Annotated in this window: 18 protein-coding genes and 1 riboswitch; of the genes, 4 read left to right on the top strand and 14 right to left on the bottom strand. The window is 33.1% G+C overall.

Annotated elements, in window-relative coordinates:
• Positions 1 to 12: 12 nt before the first annotated feature.
• The 5 genes from FH144_RS03115 to FH144_RS03135 form a co-directional block, all read right to left on the bottom strand.
• Positions 13 to 1929 (bottom strand): trypsin-like peptidase domain-containing protein, encoded by a 1917-nt coding sequence (locus FH144_RS03115; protein WP_242313611.1) that lies wholly within the window; start codon positions 1927 to 1929, stop codon positions 13 to 15.
• Positions 1930 to 2287: 358 nt separating this feature from the next.
• Positions 2288 to 3082, bottom strand: a complete 795-nt coding sequence (locus tag FH144_RS03120) for a TerC family protein (protein ID WP_242313612.1) — start codon at positions 3080 to 3082, stop codon at positions 2288 to 2290.
• Positions 3083 to 3152: 70 nt separating this feature from the next.
• Positions 3153 to 3257, bottom strand: a riboswitch (yybP-ykoY riboswitch).
• A gap of 128 nt (positions 3258 to 3385) precedes the next feature.
• Positions 3386 to 4948 carry a peptide chain release factor 3 gene (locus tag FH144_RS03125; protein ID WP_107506944.1) on the bottom strand — a complete coding sequence of 521 codons (1563 nt, stop codon included), beginning with the start codon at positions 4946 to 4948 and terminating at the stop codon, positions 3386 to 3388.
• Complete coding sequence (locus tag FH144_RS03130) at positions 4945 to 5199, bottom strand: YueH family protein (protein WP_242313684.1); 255 nt, start codon at positions 5197 to 5199, stop codon at positions 4945 to 4947. Before FH144_RS03130 ends, FH144_RS03125 begins: the two co-directional genes overlap by 4 nt.
• A complete protein-coding gene (locus FH144_RS03135; RefSeq protein WP_242313613.1) occupies positions 5192 to 6676 on the bottom strand; it encodes a UDP-N-acetylmuramoyl-L-alanyl-D-glutamate--L-lysine ligase in 1485 nt (494 codons plus the stop codon). The genes FH144_RS03130 and FH144_RS03135 overlap by 8 nt, the downstream gene beginning before the upstream one ends.
• Positions 6677 to 7068: 392 nt before the next feature.
• Between FH144_RS03135 and FH144_RS03140 the strand changes: the two genes are divergently transcribed.
• Both FH144_RS03140 and ltaA read left to right on the top strand, forming a co-directional pair.
• The gene (locus FH144_RS03140) at positions 7069 to 8244 is read left to right on the top strand and encodes a diglucosyl diacylglycerol synthase (protein WP_242313614.1); all 1176 of its coding nucleotides are present in this window, start codon (positions 7069 to 7071) and stop codon (positions 8242 to 8244) included.
• A complete protein-coding gene (gene ltaA / locus FH144_RS03145; protein ID WP_242313615.1) occupies positions 8222 to 9421 on the top strand; it encodes a lipoteichoic acid biosynthesis MFS flippase LtaA in 1200 nt (399 codons plus the stop codon). Before FH144_RS03140 ends, ltaA begins: the two co-directional genes overlap by 23 nt.
• Before the next feature lie 347 nt (positions 9422 to 9768).
• On the opposite strand, the gene FH144_RS03150 is transcribed toward ltaA, so the two are convergent.
• Positions 9769 to 10278, bottom strand: coding sequence for a YjcG family protein (locus FH144_RS03150; protein ID WP_107506949.1), 510 nt, complete (start codon positions 10276 to 10278; stop codon positions 9769 to 9771).
• A 188-nt stretch (positions 10279 to 10466) separates the two neighbouring features.
• The gene (locus tag FH144_RS03155; protein ID WP_242313616.1) at positions 10467 to 11228 is read right to left on the bottom strand and encodes an esterase family protein; all 762 of its coding nucleotides are present in this window, start codon (positions 11226 to 11228) and stop codon (positions 10467 to 10469) included.
• Positions 11229 to 11405: 177 nt separating this feature from the next.
• Here FH144_RS03155 and cozEa point away from each other — a divergent pair, with 177 nt between their 5' ends.
• The gene (gene cozEa / locus FH144_RS03160; RefSeq protein WP_107506951.1) at positions 11406 to 12491 is read left to right on the top strand and encodes a lipoteichoic acid biosynthesis protein CozEa; all 1086 of its coding nucleotides are present in this window, start codon (positions 11406 to 11408) and stop codon (positions 12489 to 12491) included.
• Between the two features lie 172 nt (positions 12492 to 12663).
• On the opposite strand, the gene fabI is transcribed toward cozEa, so the two are convergent.
• The 7 genes from fabI to FH144_RS03195 all read right to left on the bottom strand — a co-directional run bounded on the left by fabI (position 12664) and on the right by FH144_RS03195 (position 19554).
• The gene (gene fabI, locus FH144_RS03165) at positions 12664 to 13434 is read right to left on the bottom strand and encodes an enoyl-ACP reductase FabI (protein ID WP_242313617.1); all 771 of its coding nucleotides are present in this window, start codon (positions 13432 to 13434) and stop codon (positions 12664 to 12666) included.
• Positions 13435 to 13610: 176 nt separating this feature from the next.
• Entirely contained in the window at positions 13611 to 15455 is a 1845-nt protein-coding gene (locus FH144_RS03170; RefSeq protein WP_242313618.1) for a monovalent cation:proton antiporter family protein, read from the bottom strand.
• Positions 15456 to 15464: 9 nt separating this feature from the next.
• Entirely contained in the window at positions 15465 to 16853 is a 1389-nt protein-coding gene (mgtE, locus tag FH144_RS03175) for a magnesium transporter (RefSeq protein WP_242313619.1), read from the bottom strand.
• A gap of 24 nt (positions 16854 to 16877) precedes the next feature.
• Positions 16878 to 17741, bottom strand: a complete 864-nt coding sequence (locus tag FH144_RS03180) for an RluA family pseudouridine synthase (RefSeq protein WP_242313620.1) — start codon at positions 17739 to 17741, stop codon at positions 16878 to 16880.
• Positions 17738 to 18547, bottom strand: coding sequence for an NAD kinase (locus FH144_RS03185; protein ID WP_103166815.1), 810 nt, complete (start codon positions 18545 to 18547; stop codon positions 17738 to 17740). Before FH144_RS03185 ends, FH144_RS03180 begins: the two co-directional genes overlap by 4 nt.
• Positions 18548 to 18560: 13 nt before the next feature.
• A complete protein-coding gene (yjbM, locus tag FH144_RS03190) occupies positions 18561 to 19190 on the bottom strand; it encodes a GTP diphosphokinase (protein ID WP_103166814.1) in 630 nt (209 codons plus the stop codon).
• Positions 19191 to 19206: 16 nt separating this feature from the next.
• On the bottom strand, positions 19207 to 19554 hold the full coding sequence (locus FH144_RS03195) for a UPF0738 family protein (protein ID WP_107506956.1): 348 nt from the start codon (positions 19552 to 19554) through the stop codon (positions 19207 to 19209).
• Between the two features lie 253 nt (positions 19555 to 19807).
• On the opposite strand from FH144_RS03195, the gene FH144_RS03200 reads away from it, so the two are divergent.
• Complete coding sequence (locus tag FH144_RS03200) at positions 19808 to 20389, top strand: CYTH domain-containing protein (RefSeq protein WP_242313621.1); 582 nt, start codon at positions 19808 to 19810, stop codon at positions 20387 to 20389.
• Positions 20390 to 20417: the final 28 nt, after the last annotated feature.

Here is a 20417-nt window from a genome sequence, read left to right on the forward strand (position 1 = left end):
GTCACCTCAACGTTATTTTAATTTGATTTTTATTTCTTGAGATTTTCCGTCTCTATATATTTTTCCTGTCAATGTTGCTAAATCCTGTCTATGATTGAAAATAATCTGTCTATAATCTAAATTATTTTTTATTGTTTTACTATCTAATTCTACAACTACATCGCCAGTTTTTAAACCAGATTTTTCACCTAACCCACCATCTTTTAACTTTTCCACTACTATACCGTTCGCAATATCATTTGGAACGTTTAAAATTTCACGTTCATAGCTATTAAGGTCTTGTACATTTTCAATGGCGATACCTGTATTAGGATAATCGATTTTACCTTTCTTTTCTAGTTCATTAGCTATTTCCATAGCATCGTTAATAGGAATGGCAAAACCCATGCCTTCTATGTTTGGCATATTTATTTTTAATGACACTATACCAACAAGTCTTCCACTATCGTTTACTACGGCGCCACCCGAATTTCCAGGATTAACTGACGCATCTATTTGAAATGCTTTAATACGTTCATCATTTTCACTATCTTGGTCAAAATCTACAGCTACTGCTCTATTCAGTCCCGAAACGATGCCTTTAGACACACTGTTTTTAAAGTCTTCGCCTAATGGGTTGCCTACTACAATAATAGATTCACCCAAAACTAATTTACTTGAATCTCCAATCTCAATTGGTTTAATGTTTTGATCTTTGATATTTGCCTTAATCACTGCAATATCAGACCATTTATCTTTACCAATAACGCTTGCTTGTGTTGAGGTATGATCACCATAAGTTACTTTAATCTTATCGCTACCACTTATAATGTGAGTATTAGTTAAAATAAAAAAAGCATCGCCTACTTTTTTGTAGACGACACCTGAGCCAAGTTCACTATTTGAATTTGTATTTGTTTGTTGAACTGAAGTTTTCTTAGGTGCGTCACTTTCCACTGTTACTACTGACTTAACAGTGTCGTTAGCGTTTTTCATAGTTGATGTATACTTCGTATGATTACTTTCACTTTGGTTAACACTACTACTTTGATTAATATTAGAAATAATAGCATTTAATAATAGAATAATTAAGATAATTGCTACAACAATAACTATTTTAACCCAATGTAATTTAAAGAATGCTTTCACTTGATCCATAAAATTAGTATTGTTTGATGCTAGTTTATCCTTATCATCGGCTTGTTTCTCTTTAGATGAAGTATGAGCTTGCGCCTTGTCATTATCATTTGATGTTTGATCATCTAATCGTTTTGAACTGTCATTAGTTTCTTTAGTTAAGGTTGTTTTATGTTCATCTTTACGAGCTTTACCAGACTTAGCATTGTCTGTTAACTTATCAACCTTAGCTGTGTCATTGCTTTTAGATGACTTATCGCCATGTTCTTGTTGATGAGTTGTGAGGTTAGCTTGTTTCTTTTTGTTTTTCTCTTTCTTAATAGTACTTTGTTCTTCTTTGTCTTTGTTTTTTCTTAATCTACTATATTCAGGCTGAGATAAGTTAGTGTCATTTTTATTACCATCAATACTAGTAGTTTTATTTTGATTACGCGCATTGTCTGAAATTTTATTGTCTTTATTCTCAGACTTATTTTCTTTTTTAAGATGTTGTTCTTCAGGCAAAGTTAAATTATGGGAATCCTTTGAATTGCCTTCAACTTTAGAAGTAGACTCATTTTCTGCTCTTAGCTTTGCTAGATGCTGCTGTTGTTGAATTTCTTCTTGAGTGAGTTTTTCAATTCGCGCTTTTCTCAAATTGTCTTTCACGCGTTCTTCATTAAGCTTTGCTTGTTGTTGCTCTTTTTGAGCTAAGCGCTCTCTTTGCTCTTTTTCTCGCTTAATTCTAGCCTCACGCTCTTCATTATGAAAATATTCATGACGTTTACGGCGATATTTATCACGAGGTATTACATGTTTTTTATCATTATTCAAAGATGCTCACTCCTAACGTTTAACTCATAACGTATATTATATTATGACGAAATTTAAGCGATATACTTGTATGTAACTATGTATTTTTTAATTTTAAGTCATTTATACATTAATTAAAGTTTAATATCAATAGTATAAATTAGCAATGAATTGATGATGTATTTCTAAAATTCCCTTATAAAATATGTTGAGAATGGTACATCTATCTAATTTTCCTATATATTCTATTATCTCCTAGCAAGATTCTGCAAAAAAGAATAAAGCATGTTAATTCTATGTTTATGCCTCTCCCCTACTAATAAAATTAGAGCTCAAAACATTTATAAAAATGTCTCAAGCTCTAAAGATAATGCTAATATTATTTATTTTTCTTTTTATTATTACGTACTGATGTTAACCAACCAATAACAACTAATAGAATCATTACAGTCCAGAAAATGGCTTGCCATAATGTACTATGTGGGAAGTCTTCTGGTAAAATGCCGATATCTTTATGAGCAAGTACGATGACTACTAATTTAATACCTACCCAACCTACAATGGCAAAAGCAGCGCCTTCTAAGCCAGGGTATTTATTAAGTAAGTTAACGAACCATGTAGCAGCAAAACGCATAAGAATAACGCCAATCATGCCACCGATAAACATTACACTAAATTGTCCTAAATCCATACCGCCAAAGTGGATACCCACTTCAGGTAATGTCACGGCAATAGCCATGGCAGCTAACATTGAATCAATAGCAAAAGCAATATCAGCAAATTCTACTTTAAATACAGTGCCCCAGAATTGCATAGGACTAACTTTTTTCTCTTTACCAGACTCATCAAAGTGATGGTCGTCTCCTTCGGGTTGTTCTTCGCCTTTTGAGTGGAAGAAATTCCAAAGATTTTTTATAGACATAAAGATTAAATATGCAGCGCCTAGTGCTTGAATAAACCAGAAATTAACGATAATACTGATTAGGAATAAAGCAAGGAAACGGAATACAAACGCACCTAATAGGCCGTAAAATAATGCTTTCTTACGTTGTTCGGGTGGTAAGTGCTTAACCATTACAGCCATTACGACAGCGTTATCAGCTGCTAATAAGCCTTCTAAAAAGACTAGCACTAAAATTACCCACAAATACGGTAAAATTAAACTCGGATCCAATGTGGACAGCTCCTTTTTATTTTAATACAAATAAAGAGACCTATGCTAAATAATAGCAAAGGTCTCACTTAGCAATTAATTGCCCACTTTACCGGAAGATAAGACTTCGTAATGACGATAAAGTGCTAAACCATGTGTTCTTATGGTTCTCAAGTTACTCCCCTCTGACATGTATGTTGTCATAGGTATTCATTTGTTATGTGTATTATAACCAAAGTCAGTCCAAATACACAATTATTAATTATCAACTAATTAAAATCTTAACAGTATATTGATTATTACCCACTCTATACAAAGTTATTCTTATAATAAGCTAAATAATTTAATTTCTGGGAATTTCTCTTCAAACCAACGTGTAGCGAACTCATTTTCAAATAGGAAGACAAAGTTATCATATCTGTCTTTCACTAAGATTGAACGTGATGTATTCATTTTATCTTGAATATCATCTTCATTTTCAATCCAACGTGCTATTTTTCTACCTACCTGTTCCATAACTACATCGACATTATATTCATTTTTCATACGATGCTCAAACACTTCAAATTGTAACTGACCAACAGCACCCAAGATGATTTGGTTCGTATGCAATGTTTTATAATATTGAATTGCACCTTCTTGTACAAGTTGTTCGATACCTTTATGGAAATGTTTTTGTTTCATAACATTTTTAGCAGATACTTTCATAAAAATTTCTGGTGTGAACTGTGGTAAATCTTGGAAATTGAACTTTTGTTTTCCACCAACAAGCGTATCCCCAATTTGATAATTACCTGTATCGTATAAACCAATAATATCACCGGCTACGGCATGGTTGACGGTTTCTTTATCATCCGCCATAAAGGAAGTTGAACGCGTAATCTTTTGTTTTTTGTTTGTACGTTGTAATGTGACATCCATACCACGTTCAAATGCTCCACTTACTACACGCATAAAGGCAATTCTATCACGGTGTTTAGGATCCATATTGGCTTGAATTTTAAAGATAAATCCAGAAAATTCTTCATCAAATGGGCTTACTTCTACTTCTTCATTTGTTTGACGGGCATTTGGCATAGGCGCATGATCTACATAGGCATTTAAGAAGTTTTGAACACCAAAGTTAGCTAAAGCTGAACCAAAGAATACTGGTGTCAGTTCACCATTTAATAATGCTTCATTATCAAATTGTTCTCCCGCTTCTTCAACTAACATAAATTCCTCGATAGCTTGTTCAAACGCACTGTCGTTACTAATTGAATGGTCTTCTTCTAATTCATACTCATCATTTAAATGTAAAACATTCTCTTCATCTCTAAATGGTTCGATTGATTTTGTATGACGGTCAATGATACCAAAGAAATTTTGGCCCATTCCAATTGGCCAATTCATTGGATATGTTTCAATATTTAATGTTTCTTCAATTTCATCTAATAATTCGAAAGGTTCTTTACCTACACGGTCTAATTTATTAATGAACGTGAAGATAGGAATACCACGCATTTTACATACTTTGAATAGTTTTAACGTTTGAGGCTCAATACCTTTGGCACAGTCTATAACCATTACAGCACTGTCTACGGCCATCAACGTACGGTACGTATCTTCTGAAAAGTCTTCGTGCCCTGGTGTATCTAAGATATTAATTTTATAATCATCATAATCAAATTGCATCACAGAACTTGTTACCGAGATACCACGTTCTTGTTCTACTTTCATCCAGTCACTTGTCGCAAATTTTCCTGTCTTTTTACCTTTTACGGTACCCGCTTCACGAATCGCACCACTAAAATATAATAGTTTTTCGGTTAATGTCGTTTTACCAGCATCTGGGTGGGAGATGATGGCAAACGTCTTTCTTGATTCAACTTCTTCTTTTAAACTCATTTATTTGTCTCCTTTAAATACTCTGCTATCCAGGTTATTAATATAGAAGCAATATGGGTTGCTTCCTCTTCATCTTTAAAATTAAATATATGCATGACTAGTTCTTCTTCTATTTCATTTAAACTCATATCTAATGAAACTTCTAAAGACCAAAACATGTCTGGGATAGCTAACATAAGATGATTACTTTCTTTGTTCTTATATATATAAACATTCACAACTTCATTTTGTGTTGAAAGTTGTTTAATCATCAACTTGCTCGCCACCAAATTTTTTATAAGCTGCTTCTAATCCTATTAAATCATCTCTATGTGGCACTTTAACATGGCCTGGCATGATTTGATATGGCTCTCGACCTTTAGAAGCTAATACCACTGTATCTCCAGGTTCAGCAATGTCAATCGCATGTCTAATACCTTCTGCACGATCTTCAAATTCCACATAATTATTATGTGTGGCACCTTTAGCTAATTCAGCTGTTAGCATTTTAGGATCGTCATTTGCTGGGTTATCAGGAGTGAAGATTACATAATCTGCTCTACATGCTACTGCACCCATTTCTGGCGTTTTAGTTAAATCACGTTCTCCAGCCATACCTACTAAGAAGATAAGTTTTTGTTTCACAAATGGTTTAACTGCATCTATGAGTTTATTCATACCATCTGCTGTATGCGCATAATCAATAATTAAATCAATCGGTAAGTTAGGATCTAATACTTCTAATCGTCCTTCGACAGGTTCAAGAGATTTAACTACTTCTATAATATCTTGCATTGGCGTTCCTTTACTCCATACAGCAATTATCGCAGCCATAATATTAGAAATATTGAATTTACCGACATATGGTGATTTAACGCGATATGTACCAAATGGTGTATCAAAATCAAAATCAACGCCTTGTAGAGATTCTTTAATATTTTTAGCCATAAATTGAGCGTCATTATCAATTCCATAACTGAAAATTTCATATGGCGTCACTGATGCTAAATATTCTGAGAAATCATCGTCATTATTTAATACTACGTATTTCTCTTTAGATAAATATTCACCTAGTTGACTAAATAATAGAGATTTCGCATGGCCATATGCTTCCATAGTACCGTGGAAATCTAAATGATCTTGTGTAAGATTTGAAAAAACGGCTACATCAAATTCAACGCCTCGTAAACGTCCTAATGATAAACCATGACTCGATACTTCCATTGTCATCGCTTCTGCATTTTCGTCAACGGCTTGTTTAATTTTCTTTGTTAGAGAGACTGTTTCTGGTGTTGTATTGGCACCTTTAGTCTTTTGTTCATTAATTTGAAAGCCATTTGTGCCCAAGTATGCACTGCCTTTTCCTAAACCTCTGAAAATCAAATGAATCATGGTCGCAATTGAGGTTTTACCGTTAGTCCCTGTGATTCCAAATGTAGTTAATTGTTGGCTTGGGTAATCGAATAGCGTATGTGCTAATAAGCTAGCTACTCTTAATGTATCGGGTACGATAACTTGGGTAACATCTTCACTTAATTCTTGTTTATGATTAACTACTACAATTTTAGCGCCTTGATCAACAACGTTTTGACAAAATTTGTGGCTATCTACGGTATAACCTTTTGATGCGACGAATATACTTCCTTCACTTGCTGTACGTGAATCTGTAGTGATATCAGTAACATTTATATCTAACGTTCCTATAACTTGTTTAACTCGTATTTTTTCGAACAACTCATTCGCATTCAAAATGTATCGCTCCTTTATTTACAATAAGTCTATTATACACATTTTAAAGTTGTTGATAAATTTATTCTTATCAAATTATTTTAATTTAAGTTCATATTTTAATGATGCTTTACTATTGATATTTCTCGTAACTTATATGTTCAATTTTTTATTTATTAATTGGGAGTTAAATTTTTTAAAATTTTATTTATATCTAACGATTTTCCGATACTTTTTTTATCTTTAATGCTAGGATAGATATATAAAGATGAAGTAATCGTTATTATTATGCTATAATGCACTATAAATGAAATGAATGGGTTTGATAGAAGTTATATATACTTTGTAAATATTAAACTTAAACGACGTTATTTTATATATATTAAATTTAAATTAATGGAGGGTGACTATTAATGGTTACTCAAAATAAAAAGATATTGATTATTACCGGCTCATTTGGTAATGGCCATTTACAGGTAACGCAAAGCGTTGTTAACCAACTTAATGAAATGAATTTAACTCATTTATCAGTTATTGAGCATGACTTATTTATGGAAGCACATCCAATCTTAACTTCTATATGTAAAAAATGGTATATCAATAGCTTTAAATACTTTAGAAATATGTATAAAAATTTTTACTATAGTCGCCCAGATGATTTAGACAAATGTTTTTATAAATATTATGGTTTGAATAAACTAATCAATTTACTATTAAAAGAAAAGCCGGACTTAATCTTACTAACCTTCCCTACGCCGGTTATGTCGGTTTTAACTGAACAATTCAATATTCGTATACCTATTGCTACAGTAATGACAGACTATCGTTTACAGAAGAACTGGATCACTCCTAATTCTCATAGATATTATGTAGCGACAGAAGATACTAAAGCTGATTTTGTGGAGGCGGGTGTACCTGCTTCTGACATTAAAGTGACAGGTATTCCTATTGCCGATAAGTTTGAAGAGGATATTGATAATAAAGCCTGGTTAACTCAACACCATTTAGATCCTGATAAACCTACAATTTTAATGGTAGCTGGCGCATTTGGTGTATCTAAAGGTTTCGACTATATGATTAAGACGATTCTTGAGAAAAGCCCACATTCTCAAATTGTTATGATTTGTGGACGTAGTAAATCATTAAAACAAAGTTTGGAAACGCAATTTAAGTCATATGATAATGTATTAATCCTAGGTTATACACAACATATGAATGAATGGATGGCTTCATGTCAATTAATGATTACTAAACCTGGTGGAATTACTATTTCTGAAGGTTTAACTCGTAGTATTCCAATGATTTTCTTGAATCCTGCGCCAGGACAAGAACTTGAAAATGCGCTTTATTTCCAAGATAAAGCTTATGGCAAAATTGCAGATACGCCAGAAGAAGCAATTGAAATTGTTTCTGATTTAACGAATCATGAAGATAAACTGAAAGCAATGTCTAACAAAATGTCAGAAGAAAAAGTTGATTATTCAACCTATCGATTATGTACCGATTTATTAAATATCCTGGATAGTTCTTCACAACAACAGGAAATTTACGGAAAGGTTCCATTATATGCCAAGTTCTTCGTTAAATAGTAAGGGAATTAGTAAAAACTTCAAGATAATGCTTGTTATTCTATTCTTAATGGAATTTGCGAGAGGTATGTATGTTCTAAGTTATATTAACTATTTACCTACCGTAACTTCAATAGCAGTAGCAGTCACTTCTGCAGCATTATCTATACACTTTATCTCCGATGCAGCTACAAATTTTGTCATCGGTTTCTTATTAAAAAAATTCGGTACAAAGTTAGTATTAACACTTGGATTTTTACTAGCATTTCTTAGTTTATTCCTAGTTATTTGGTTTCCTGCAAATGCTATAGTAATTATATTAAGTGCGATTATGTTAGGAATTGCGGTCAGTCCTATTTGGGTTATTATGTTATCAAGCGTCGAAGAAGACCAACGTGGTAAGCAAATGGGCTATGTCTATTTTGCATGGTTATTAGGTTTGCTCGTCGGATGGGCATTTATGAATGTGTTAGTTAAATTACACCCTACGCATTTTGCTTTTATGATGTCACTAGTCGTTGTCATTGCTTGGGTATTATATTACTTCGTCGACGTTAAATTAACGAATTATAATACTAAACCTGTGAGCGAACAACTTGGACAAATCGTCGAAGTTATGAAACGTCATATAGTGTTATTCCCTGGTATTTTATTGCAAGGGGCTTCTATCTCAGCGCTATTGCCAATACTACCTACATACGCTACTAAAGTTGTTGGTGTAAGTACGATTGAATATACAGTGGCTATTGCAATTGGCGGATTAGGTTGTGCAGTTTCAATGCTATTTTTATCTAAAATTATCGATAAAAATAGTACGGGCTTTATGTACGGTATCATCTTTGTCGGTTTCATCCTATTTACTGCTTTCATTTTTGCTCTATCTCTTGTAACTAATATTTTTGTTGTATGGGGCATCGCAGTATTTATCGGTCTAATGTATGGTATTTTATTACCTGCTTGGAATACTTTTATGGCTGGACAAATTAATCCTGTTGAACAAGAAGAAACTTGGGGCGTATTTAATAGCGTTCAAGGTTTTGGCTCTATGATAGGCCCACTATTTGGTGGACTCATTGCCCAACTAACAAATGGCTTGAATAATACTTTCTACTTTTCAGCATTTATCTTTTTAGTATTAGCCATTTTCTACGGCTTATATTTTATTAAAAATAATAAAAAAACAAAACATTCTTCATAAATTAAAGAGAGTAGCGACAGAAAGCTAATGAAATTTCTAAGATTTCGTCGTTCCCTCGATTAGAAATGAAGAAAGTACAGATTGGATGTATCTTCGTTTTTGGACAACTACTGTAAAAATTTAAAAAAATTAAACGTATATGATGTAGTATTGTTGGCGAGACTCCCGAGGGAATAGGATGAGCGTCGAGACCGTGGCTCGACCCATCTCCCTGGGAAAGCTTCGCCAAACAATACAAAGTATTGATAAAAATAGAAGCGTAGAGGTGATTCAAACATGAACCACTTCTACGCTATTGTTTTGGGATTTATGTCCCAGACGCTTCTTTTGTTTCATATAATTAAACTTTACGCTAAGTTGAAAGTATCAATGACTTTCCATTTGTCTTCGCCTTCATCATAACGTAATAATGATAATTCTTCGATTTTTTCTTTATGATCTACCCCTGCTAATTCCACTTGACCATAAATATCTTCAAATTCTTGGCTTGTTAAACCTTGAGCAATTGTGAAGTGTGGTACAAAAGGATGTTCAGCTTTACCATAGAAATCATCAGTGTTGAATTTATTGAAAAGTTGTTCTAAATCATCAGTTTTAGCCACTTTAAAATAAATAACATTGTTTATAGGTTTAAAGCTTGAAGCTTTTGTAGCGTGAACTTCTACAGGTTCAACGCCTTTTAAACGTTTTTCTATTTCTTGTTTTACTGAATCTAACTCATCATCATTAATTTCGAAGTGAGATTTAATCGTGATGTGTGGCATGATACGTGCATATTCAGTATCATAACGTTTACGATATCCATTCACTTCGTCTTGGAATGATTTTGACGGAATTAATGCTAATCCTATATTCATTGAAATTCCTCCTTTGTTTAACATACTACCATTATAGCAAAATTCTAAATTTTACGTTATTGGTTAGTTAAATTTTTTGAAAAGGTTTACAATTATTAAACGAATATTGCGAGTAGACCTATCATTAGACTACTTTTATACTCGTGTATTACTTATCTATACCCTTTTCAACAAAAAATAGTAATACATTAAACTTCGTTATTAGGAGAGGAAATTTCTTCGCTTAAAAAATATTTTAAAATATCTGCTAATAATGGTTTCCAAGATTTCCAATTATGGCCACCATCAAATTCTTGATAACTATATGTCATATCTTTTTGTTGGATTAAATCTGCAAGTGCTCTATTAGGTGTTAAGAAATCAGCAGGTTCACCAGTTGTCGGTAGTTTAAAATCTTCTTCCTCTTTACCAATGGCATGCCAAATGGTTAATTCTCTATATTGTAGGCAATGATTTACTCTTTTAAGCACAGTATCGTCAGAATGCGGACTAAGCATTGCAACTTGGCTAAAGATAGTGGGATACGTGAGTGCTGTTAGAAATGCAATACTTCCTGCTAAACTATCCCCTATTAAAATACGCGCATTGCCTACTTTGTAAGTTGGGAAAGTGTTATCAATAAATCGTAGCAATTCTTTGCCTACTGCTTGAATTGTTTTATGTGAGCGACTCCCTTGAGGATGAAACTCTTCTCTTCGTTTATCAACGTCTTCATAATGGAAACCAACAATAATAGCACGTTGAATTTCATCATTTCTTCTTAAACGTTCATATTCACGTTGAATTCTACCGAAACGTAAAAAATCTAGACCATCAAAACAAATGATTACTTGATACTTAAATAGGTCAGAATAGTCTTCTGGTAAATAAATGGATAGCGTGACATCTCTTTCTAAAATATGACTATGTAAAATATGTTTATTAATTTTAACCGCTTTAAAATTCGACATTTGGATGAGGCCCCCTAGTAATAATAATCTAATTGTATCAAGTTAAAGACGACTTTTAAATGTTCTAATAACATCAAATATCACTTTAGTAAGTAAACTTTTACTTTTTAACATATCTTATTTGATATATACTTATTAAATAATGAACAATTGATTATCTTAGGAGGACGTAAGCTTATGCTTAATAAAGTATGGTTTCGAACGGGCATTGCATTGATCATCCTGTTTGTACTTATAAAATTATTTATGGAAGTACAAAGTGTCTTTGCCCCTATTGCAACAATTATTGCCTCAGTGCTTCTTCCATTTTTAATTAGTGGATTTTTATTTTATATCTGCTTACCATTCCAAACTATTTTAGAAAAATGGGGCTTCCCACGTTGGGCTAGTATTACAACAATCTTTATTGGTTTAGCAGCAATTATTGCTATTGTGGTAGCATTTATCGCACCAATTATTATTTCAAACGTTAATAGCTTAATTAAAGCTACACCGTCATTACAACGTGAAGCAGAACGTATAGTAAACTTTTCATTAACACAAATGGATAAATTACCAAGTGATGTCACTAACCGCATCAATTCAACTGTCAAATCATTCGGTGATAGTTTGACTGGTATTTTAGCTAATTCATTTACTTATATTACATCATTAATTTCTACGATTTTCTTATTAATTATGGTACCGTTCTTTTTAATTTATATGTTAAAAGACCACGAAAGATTTATTCCAGCTATCGCTAAATTTTTCAAAGGTGAACGTAAAGTATTTGTAGTTGATTTATTAAAAGATTTAAACTTTACTTTAAAATCATATATTCAAGGGCAAGTAACAGTGAGTGTGATTCTAGGTATTATCTTATACATTGGATATACAATTATCGGTTTACCTTACACGCCTTTATTAGTACTATTTGCTGGGGTAGCAAACTTAATTCCTTTCTTAGGTCCTTGGTTATCATTCGCCCCTGCTGCAATTCTTGGTATCATTGATGGCCCGTCAACATTTATTTGGGTCTGTGTGGTCACATTAATAGCGCAACAACTTGAAGGTAACGTGATTACACCAAATGTTATGGGTAAATCTTTAAGTATTCACCCACTTACTATTATTGTTGTTATCTTAGCGGCTGGAGATTTAGGTGGCTTTACGCTTATTTTAGTCGCTGTACCGTTATATGCAGTTCTTAAAACAATTGCAAGCAATGTCTTTAAATATCGTCAACGTATAATTGATAAAGCAAATAGCGACGTTAAAGATTGATAATATTTTATTAAAACTGTGATATTAATAGTTTGTATTTTGGTAAATCGATAAACGGTGTCCCAATCGAATACTTTTATTATATTTAAAAAAGGCACAAAGATGATTTCTAGTTGAAATCACCTTTGTGCCTTTAATTTTGGGGAATAGATATAATCCCTTAAGTCTTTAATTATTTAATAGCGTGGAAACCACTGTCAACGTGGATATTTTCACCAGTTACACCACTTGAGAAGTCACTTAATAAGTATGCAGCAGTTTTACCTACTTCTTCTTGGTCTACATTACGTCTTAATGGTGCACGTTCTTCAATTTCTTTAAGAATTGTATTGAAGCCGCCTACACCTTTTGCACTTAGTGTACGAATTGGACCAGCAGAAATCGCATTTACGCGAATATTGTCTGGACCTAAATCATAAGCTAAGTACTTAACGTTAGCTTCTAGACTAGCTTTAGCTACACCCATTACATTGTAGTTTTGAACGGCGAATTCGCCACCTAAGTATGTTGTAGCAACGATGCTACCGCCATTAGGCATGATTTTTTTAGCTTCATGAGCCACAATTGTTAATGAATATGAGCTAATGTCTTGGGCTAATAAGAAGCCTTCACGTGAAGTTTCTGAGAAACGACCACGTAAATCTTCAATATTAGCAAAAGCGATAGAATGGTAAACACCATCAATATTTCCTACTTCTTCACCAATTTTAGCGAAGCCATTGATAACATCCTCATCTTTTTGAACATCAATTTGATATAATTTAGGATCATTTTGATTTAATTGTTCTAATAATTTCTCCAATTCTTTACGGCTACGATCTTTACGGTAAGTAAATACTAACTTCGCACCTAATTGGTCTAATACTTTAGCAACGCCGAAACCGATACTACGTTTATTGGCAATACCCATAATAACGAAGGTTTTGTTTTCAAGATTTAACATGCGACATATCTCCTTATAGTGATTCTTTTCTTTAATATCTTAAACTTATTGTCCCCGACAATAAAGATTAATCTAATGTATTTATTTTACCATTGTTGCGAAAGATTTATAAAGTAATATTAATATCTAGCAACATGATGATTCTTTGTTTTCTACTACTCGACTTTTACTCATGTTTAATAATAAAATTCAAGTTCTGATTTTAATTCGTCTACATACTCTTTTGATCCAGTTACAATCAAACGGTCTTTATATCTAAGTTGTGTGTCCCCGTGAGGTACGATTGATTCGTTATTTCTAATAATACGTACAAAGATAACGTCTCCACCAAATGGGAAATTACGTAATTGTATGTTTTCATATTTATAGTTCAACATTTCAATTTCGTACAACGAAGTTTCTACATTACTTAAGATATTTAACATGTTAGGTGTTTCAATTAATCCTTTTAAGAAGATTTTATTACTAATAAAGTCACTAAACACCTCTATGCCATCAAATTTCATTTTGTCGTCTTCATTACTATTTTCAAGTCGACAAATCACTCGATTAACTTCATGCTCTTTTGCTAACTTCGCTACTTTACTATTTAAACTATCATCATTAGTAGAACATACTACAATATCTTGGTTAAAGAGTCCTAATCGTTCTAGCAGACTTTCCTCGTAATCTGGAATTTCCACTACCGTAATGTTGTCTGACAAACTACGATTATCAGATAAATCTTTACGATAATAGAGCGTTACATTATACAAGTGAGAAGTAAGATTCTGCACAATAGGAATAGTAAGTTGGTTTTTACCGATTAAGGCAATATCTATTTTGTGATTAGCTTCATCTGGAATTGGAAACATCTTTTTGAAAATGATCGGTACAAACACACATGTAATAATCGCACTTAAAATAAAAATACCTGACATCTCAGCTGAAATCGCCTTTAATTGTTCTGCAATTTTAGCCGCGGCAATGACCAATGATAATGTTGACGTTAACAAGAATGCTGAAGCGATGGTAGTTTTAGTATCAAACCAGCGTCTTATTAATAGTACTGGTACTAATTTTGAAATAATAAAAGCTAAAATCAAGATTGGAATAATAATTAATAGTGATGGTTCTTTAATTAATGAAGGAATATTTAAATCTACCCCTACCATAATAAAGAAGATTGGAATAAAGAAACCATAACCGAATGAATCAAGCGTATGTATTAATTCCTCATCTGGTTTTAGAAGTGACACAACTACACCAGCTAGAAAAGCACCTAAAATATATTCAGCGCCTACGCCTTCAGCAAGTGCTACTAATAGAATGATGAGCGCAAAGATAGCTCTTATACCTATTTGAGTAGTCCCACCTATTAAACGTTGTAAAAATTTCATACGTTTAAATAATACGCCAAGGACATAGAATATTCCTGTAAAGACTAATAGAATGGCAGATAACCATACGGAATTACCACTATGACCATTAATTCCACCATAGATAGTTAATAGTACCATTGTTACCAAATCTGCTAGTACAGCAACAAGTAGGATAAACTGTCCAATGGTTGTACGCATGATATTCATTTCTTTAAGCGTTGGCACTACTACCCCTAGCGAAATCGTAGAAATAATAATTACCATAAGCAAGACGTTATCCACTAATCCTAACCATTTAAACATGAAGGCAAATATTATTGAGATAACCATAATTAAAGCAAAGACAATTAACGCTAAATTAAGATGGCTTGGTAAATCTTTCTCATGTTTATTCTGACCTTGACGTCGACGTGTATCTTTTTTAAATGTACTAAAATCGATTTCAAGACCACTTAAAAACATTAAAAAGATAAATCCAAGTGTAGAAAGTATGCTTAACATGCTATCTTTTTCTACAAGATTTAAAAAGGATTGTCCTATAAGAATCCCCATTAAAATTTCGGCCACTACAACTGGTAAAAATGTAATGTTTAATCGATTAATAATGATTGGTGTTAAAAAAGCTGCGACAACTACGATTACTAGAGAAAAGAATTCCATTTTGTCCCCCTATGTTAAATACGTCATAAATGTTGTTGCTAATCCGAAATAAATTAACATACTTACGATATCATTAATTGTCGTGATAAATGGACCACTGGCAACGGCTGGGTCGATATTTAATTTATTCATAAATAGTGGAATCATTGAACCGACTAATGTACCTACAGTCATTGCAATCGTTAAACTACCACCTACAATTAGTGCGAGGAACGGTTGTCGATAAATAACTACAATAATAATAAACAGTACTGTAGCACATACTAATCCTGATAATAAACCACTGCCCGCTTCTCTTAGTGCGACTTTAAATTTACTTTGTTCATCAATTTCACCAGTAGAAATATTACGTACTGAAACGGCTAGTGATTGTGTTCCTGAATTACCAGACATCCCACTAATAATAGGAATAAATGCAGCTAACAACGCCACTTTTGATAATGTCGCTTCAAAGCTACCTAATATCGTTGCTGTTATCATTCCTAAAAATGTTAAAATAATCAACCACGGTAAACGTTTTGTAGCTGTTTTTACTACAGAATCATTAGTTGAGTCAATGTCTGAGACTCCGGCTAAACGAGAGTAGTCCTCGCTTGCCTCTTCATCCATAACGTCTAAGATATCATCGATTGTTATGATACCTAATAGATGTTGTTGATAATCTACAACTGGCATAGCAATAAAGTCGTAATCTCTCATTTTTTGTGCTACATCTTCTTGGTCATCTGCCACATTAACGCTAATGACACGTTCGCTCATCACGTCTTCTATATAGGCATCATTTTCAGCAACAATTAAATCTCTTAGTGATAGAACACCTACAAGTTGTCCATCTGAATTTGTAGCAAAGATAACATAGATGGTTTCAGCATCTGGCGCTTGTTCTTTAACTAACATCAATGCTTCTTTAACCGGCGTCGCTACATCTAGCGAGATATATTCGGTAGTCATAATACCACCGGCAGTATCTTCTTCGTAATGTAGCAAATCTTTAATTTCGTTGGCATCTTCTCGATTCATTAATGTCAGTAAACTTGCTACTTTTGATTTTGATAATTCATTTAAAATATCTACTGCATTATCGGAAGACATGCCTTCTAAGACTTTACTTGCATAATGGGCATTCATTGTATCAAATAACGATTCGTATTCATCGTCATCAATTTCTAATTGTTCAAAGAATTCTCCTACTTCTTCGGGTGATAAAAATTCAAATATCTTTTGTCTATTCTCATCTGTAGTATCTTCGAAATACTCGCTTTGTTCATACTCGTGCATTTCTAGAAATTCTTCTCTAAATTGATCAATATCAGCTTTAGCTAAGAAGTCATCTAATAAGCTTTGATTGTATACTTCATGAGTATTTGTATCATTGTTCTCTGTTTCTAATGATGGCATATGACGCACCTCCAAATCTAAGTTTTATAATTGGTTGTATATAGCTTCGAGTTGTTTATAATCCATCGCTATCTCAATTTCTTTATTATATATGGGATGTTTAAATCTCACTTTATAACATTGTAAAGATTGCGTATGTATTTTAGGATGATATCCATGATATAAGTCATCTCCCACTAAAGCGTGGCCAATATGGCTAAAATGTACCCGTATTTGATGCGTTCTCCCAGTATATAATTTCACTTCACATAAACTAGCATTCTGATTAGCTTTCACTGTTTTATAGCCTGTTTTCGCATATTTTCCCGAGCTAGCAACTTTGCGAGTAATAATACTATGGTCCTCTCTAGCAATCGGCGCTTCAATCATACCTTCTTCTTGAGTCCGACCAAAGCATACACACATATAGCGTTTGTCTATCTCTAATGTAGACATTAAATGGTGAATATGACCATGCTTGGAGAAAATAACTATCCCTCTCGTATTGCGATCTAACCGTGTCACAATATGTGGAACTACTGTCTCATTTGAAATAAGACTTTCATTCAAATAATATAGCACGCGTTCAATTAAACTATCATGAGGATGCTCTCTTGAAGGTGTGCTATTTAATTTAATTGGCTTTGAAACCACAATTAAATAGGCATCTTCATACAGAATATCAATCTTCTTATTTGAAGGAATGAGATAAGCACTAGGCTCCTCTTGTGGTAAATCTATAGTTAATTGATCGCCAGGATGCATCAACTTTCGTACTGTAACAGGCTTCTCATTAATAATTAAAGCGCCATTACGTTTAATGGCGCTAACTGTTTTCTTAGAGTAATTATGACGTTGTAAAAACAACTTAAGTGTTTCCTCTTGATGAATGGGATATACAAATTTCATCGTTCGTCATCACTTTCGATAAATGAGTCGTGCACCCTTTTCCAAAATGGGAAAGGTCTAAATCTCGCAAAACGCACTTTCTCATTTGCCACTCTAAATTGTATAGCATTAACATTTTTATGTTTAAGACTGACGTGGTCAATCGTCGTGCGAATCGTATCATGATTAACTGGCGTAATTAAACATGTATGATGTTTAGGTAACACAAGGGGCGACCCTACCGTTCTAAACACTCTATTATTAATAGATGCTATTTCAGCTATTTGCATCGCTTCAAGCGAAGGATGAATCAATGCGCCGCCCAATGCTTTATTGTACGCCGTTGATCCTGATGGCGTAGAAATGCATAATCCATCTCCTCTAAAACGTTCAAAGTGTTTACCTCTGATACCGACATCCACAACTAATGTTGAACCGTTCTCAGTTTTCATTGTTGCTTCATTTAAAGCTAAATATCTCGTTTCATAGCCATTGTTATTATATCTGACTATGATTTCCAATAATGGATATTCAATCACCTGGAATTCAGAGTTATTGATTTCAATGATTAACTTTTCAACCTCATGAGGTAGCCAGTCTGCATAAAACCCTAAATGACCTGTATGTATCCCCACAAAAGCCACTTGCGATAACATATGACTATATTGATGGAAAGCTTGTAATAACGTTCCATCCCCACCTACAGATATTACAATTTCAGGATTTTCAGCATCCTCAACCATATGGAAGTCTTTCATGTGATTAATCATCTTATGTTTTAACGCATTCGACTTTGAATCACCTTTAGACAAGATAGTATAACGCATCGTCTACACCTCATTAGTCATGTTTTTTCGCTCGTTTTTGGGAATAATATTTTTGTGCTTCTTGAATTTCTTCTTTAATCTCAGACATTTCTTCATCTAATAAATACGCTGCTTCTGCAGCTCGTTCTAGACGATGCTGAATTTCAGCAGGATAATCCCCATCATATTTATATCTTAACGTATGTTCAATAGTTGCCCAGAAATTCATCGCTAACGTACGAATTTGAATTTCTGCTAAAATTGACTTTTGACCATTTAACGTTTCAATTGGATATTCAATAATCACATGATATGAACGATATCCACTTTGTTTCGTATTGCTAATATAATCTCGTTCTTCCACTACTTTAAAGTCTTGACGTTGACGTAACATCGTTACAACTACATCAATATCATCTACGAACTGACACATCATTCTTAAACCAGCGATGTCATACATCTCTTCTCGCAGTCGATCAAAGGGTATTCCCCTTTTATTTGCTTTATCAATAATACTTGTAATTGGTTTTACACGGCCAGTAACAAATTCAATGGGCGATGCATGTTCTCCAACTTCATATTGCTTACGCAAACCTTTTAGCTTTACCTTTAATTCATCAACAGCTTGTTTATACGGTGTTAAAAATTGATCCCACTGATTCATAGTGTTTCACTCCGCTTCACTTTAGTTCGAAAATTTCTTCAACAGTTGAAACAAACTCCTTACCATAGTTATTATTTCCTTCAACGTTATCCAAGATATAATCTAACTCTTCTTGGAAATGTTCTAATTCTAACTCATCATTAACGATAATCTTTTTACCTCTATTCTCATGTAACATCGACCATGTTTCTTGAACAAAAATCAAATAAGAATAGGATTGTCCATCATCTAGTAAGTAGGCAAATCCATAATTATCGCTGTCAACAAGCATTTGCCCTACTTCTTCTAATCCATCTGTTGGATCCTCTGAGTAGCAATAAATGCCATCGTCTTTAATTTTAATTTCATTTACATAAATACGCATGCTTGTTCCTCCTTATTATTCCCTACTAGTTTAACATAATTTATCCTTGTAACACACGTCTGAATTGCACTTCAACTCGTATTGTTTTACCTTAAAAATATTAACTTTTGCTCTCTATATAATCAACTTTTAGCTTAATTTATATCGTCTTACTCAGATTTTTAATTACTGGCTAGTTTATTACTTTTATTTTTTGAAAATGTCCGTCATAATTAATACAACACTTATGAATCTTAGGCATTGAGGTGGAACGATGGCTACAAATAATGAAATTGAATTTAAACAATTATTAGATGCACTTACTTATGAAAAAGTCAAAACTACTTATTTTGAACATGAAGAACCTTTTTCACAAATCAACTATTACATTGATACGCCTGATTTCAAATTACGCAATCATAAATCAGCGTTAAGAATACGAGTAAAAAACGAGACCTACGAAATGACATTAAAAGTACCCGCAAAAGTGGGTTTAACTGAATATAATCATATGGTGAATTTAATACCTGAAATGGGTGCAACTGTCTCAAAAGCTAGTCTACCATCAGATATTAAACATATCTTAGATAGCTATGGCATTGAGGAGAATGAATTGAACATACTCGGGGTGTTAACGACAATTCGTATGGAAACTAATTATGAAAATGAATTACTCGTACTCGATAAAAGTGAATACTTTGATAAAACTGACTATGAATTAGAATTTGAAGTTCAAGATTATGATCAAGGCTTAGAAAAGTTCGAACGCTTACTCGAGAAATTTCAACTTAAGCATGAAACTCCGAAAAATAAAGTTCAACGTTTCTTCGATTACAAATCTTTAATTTCTAAATAATTCGCTTTATATCGCTAAAAGTCATTTT

It is taken from the genome of Staphylococcus sp. acrmy, from assembly GCF_022690565.1.
GTDB lineage: Bacteria > Bacillota > Bacilli > Staphylococcales > Staphylococcaceae > Staphylococcus > Staphylococcus caledonicus.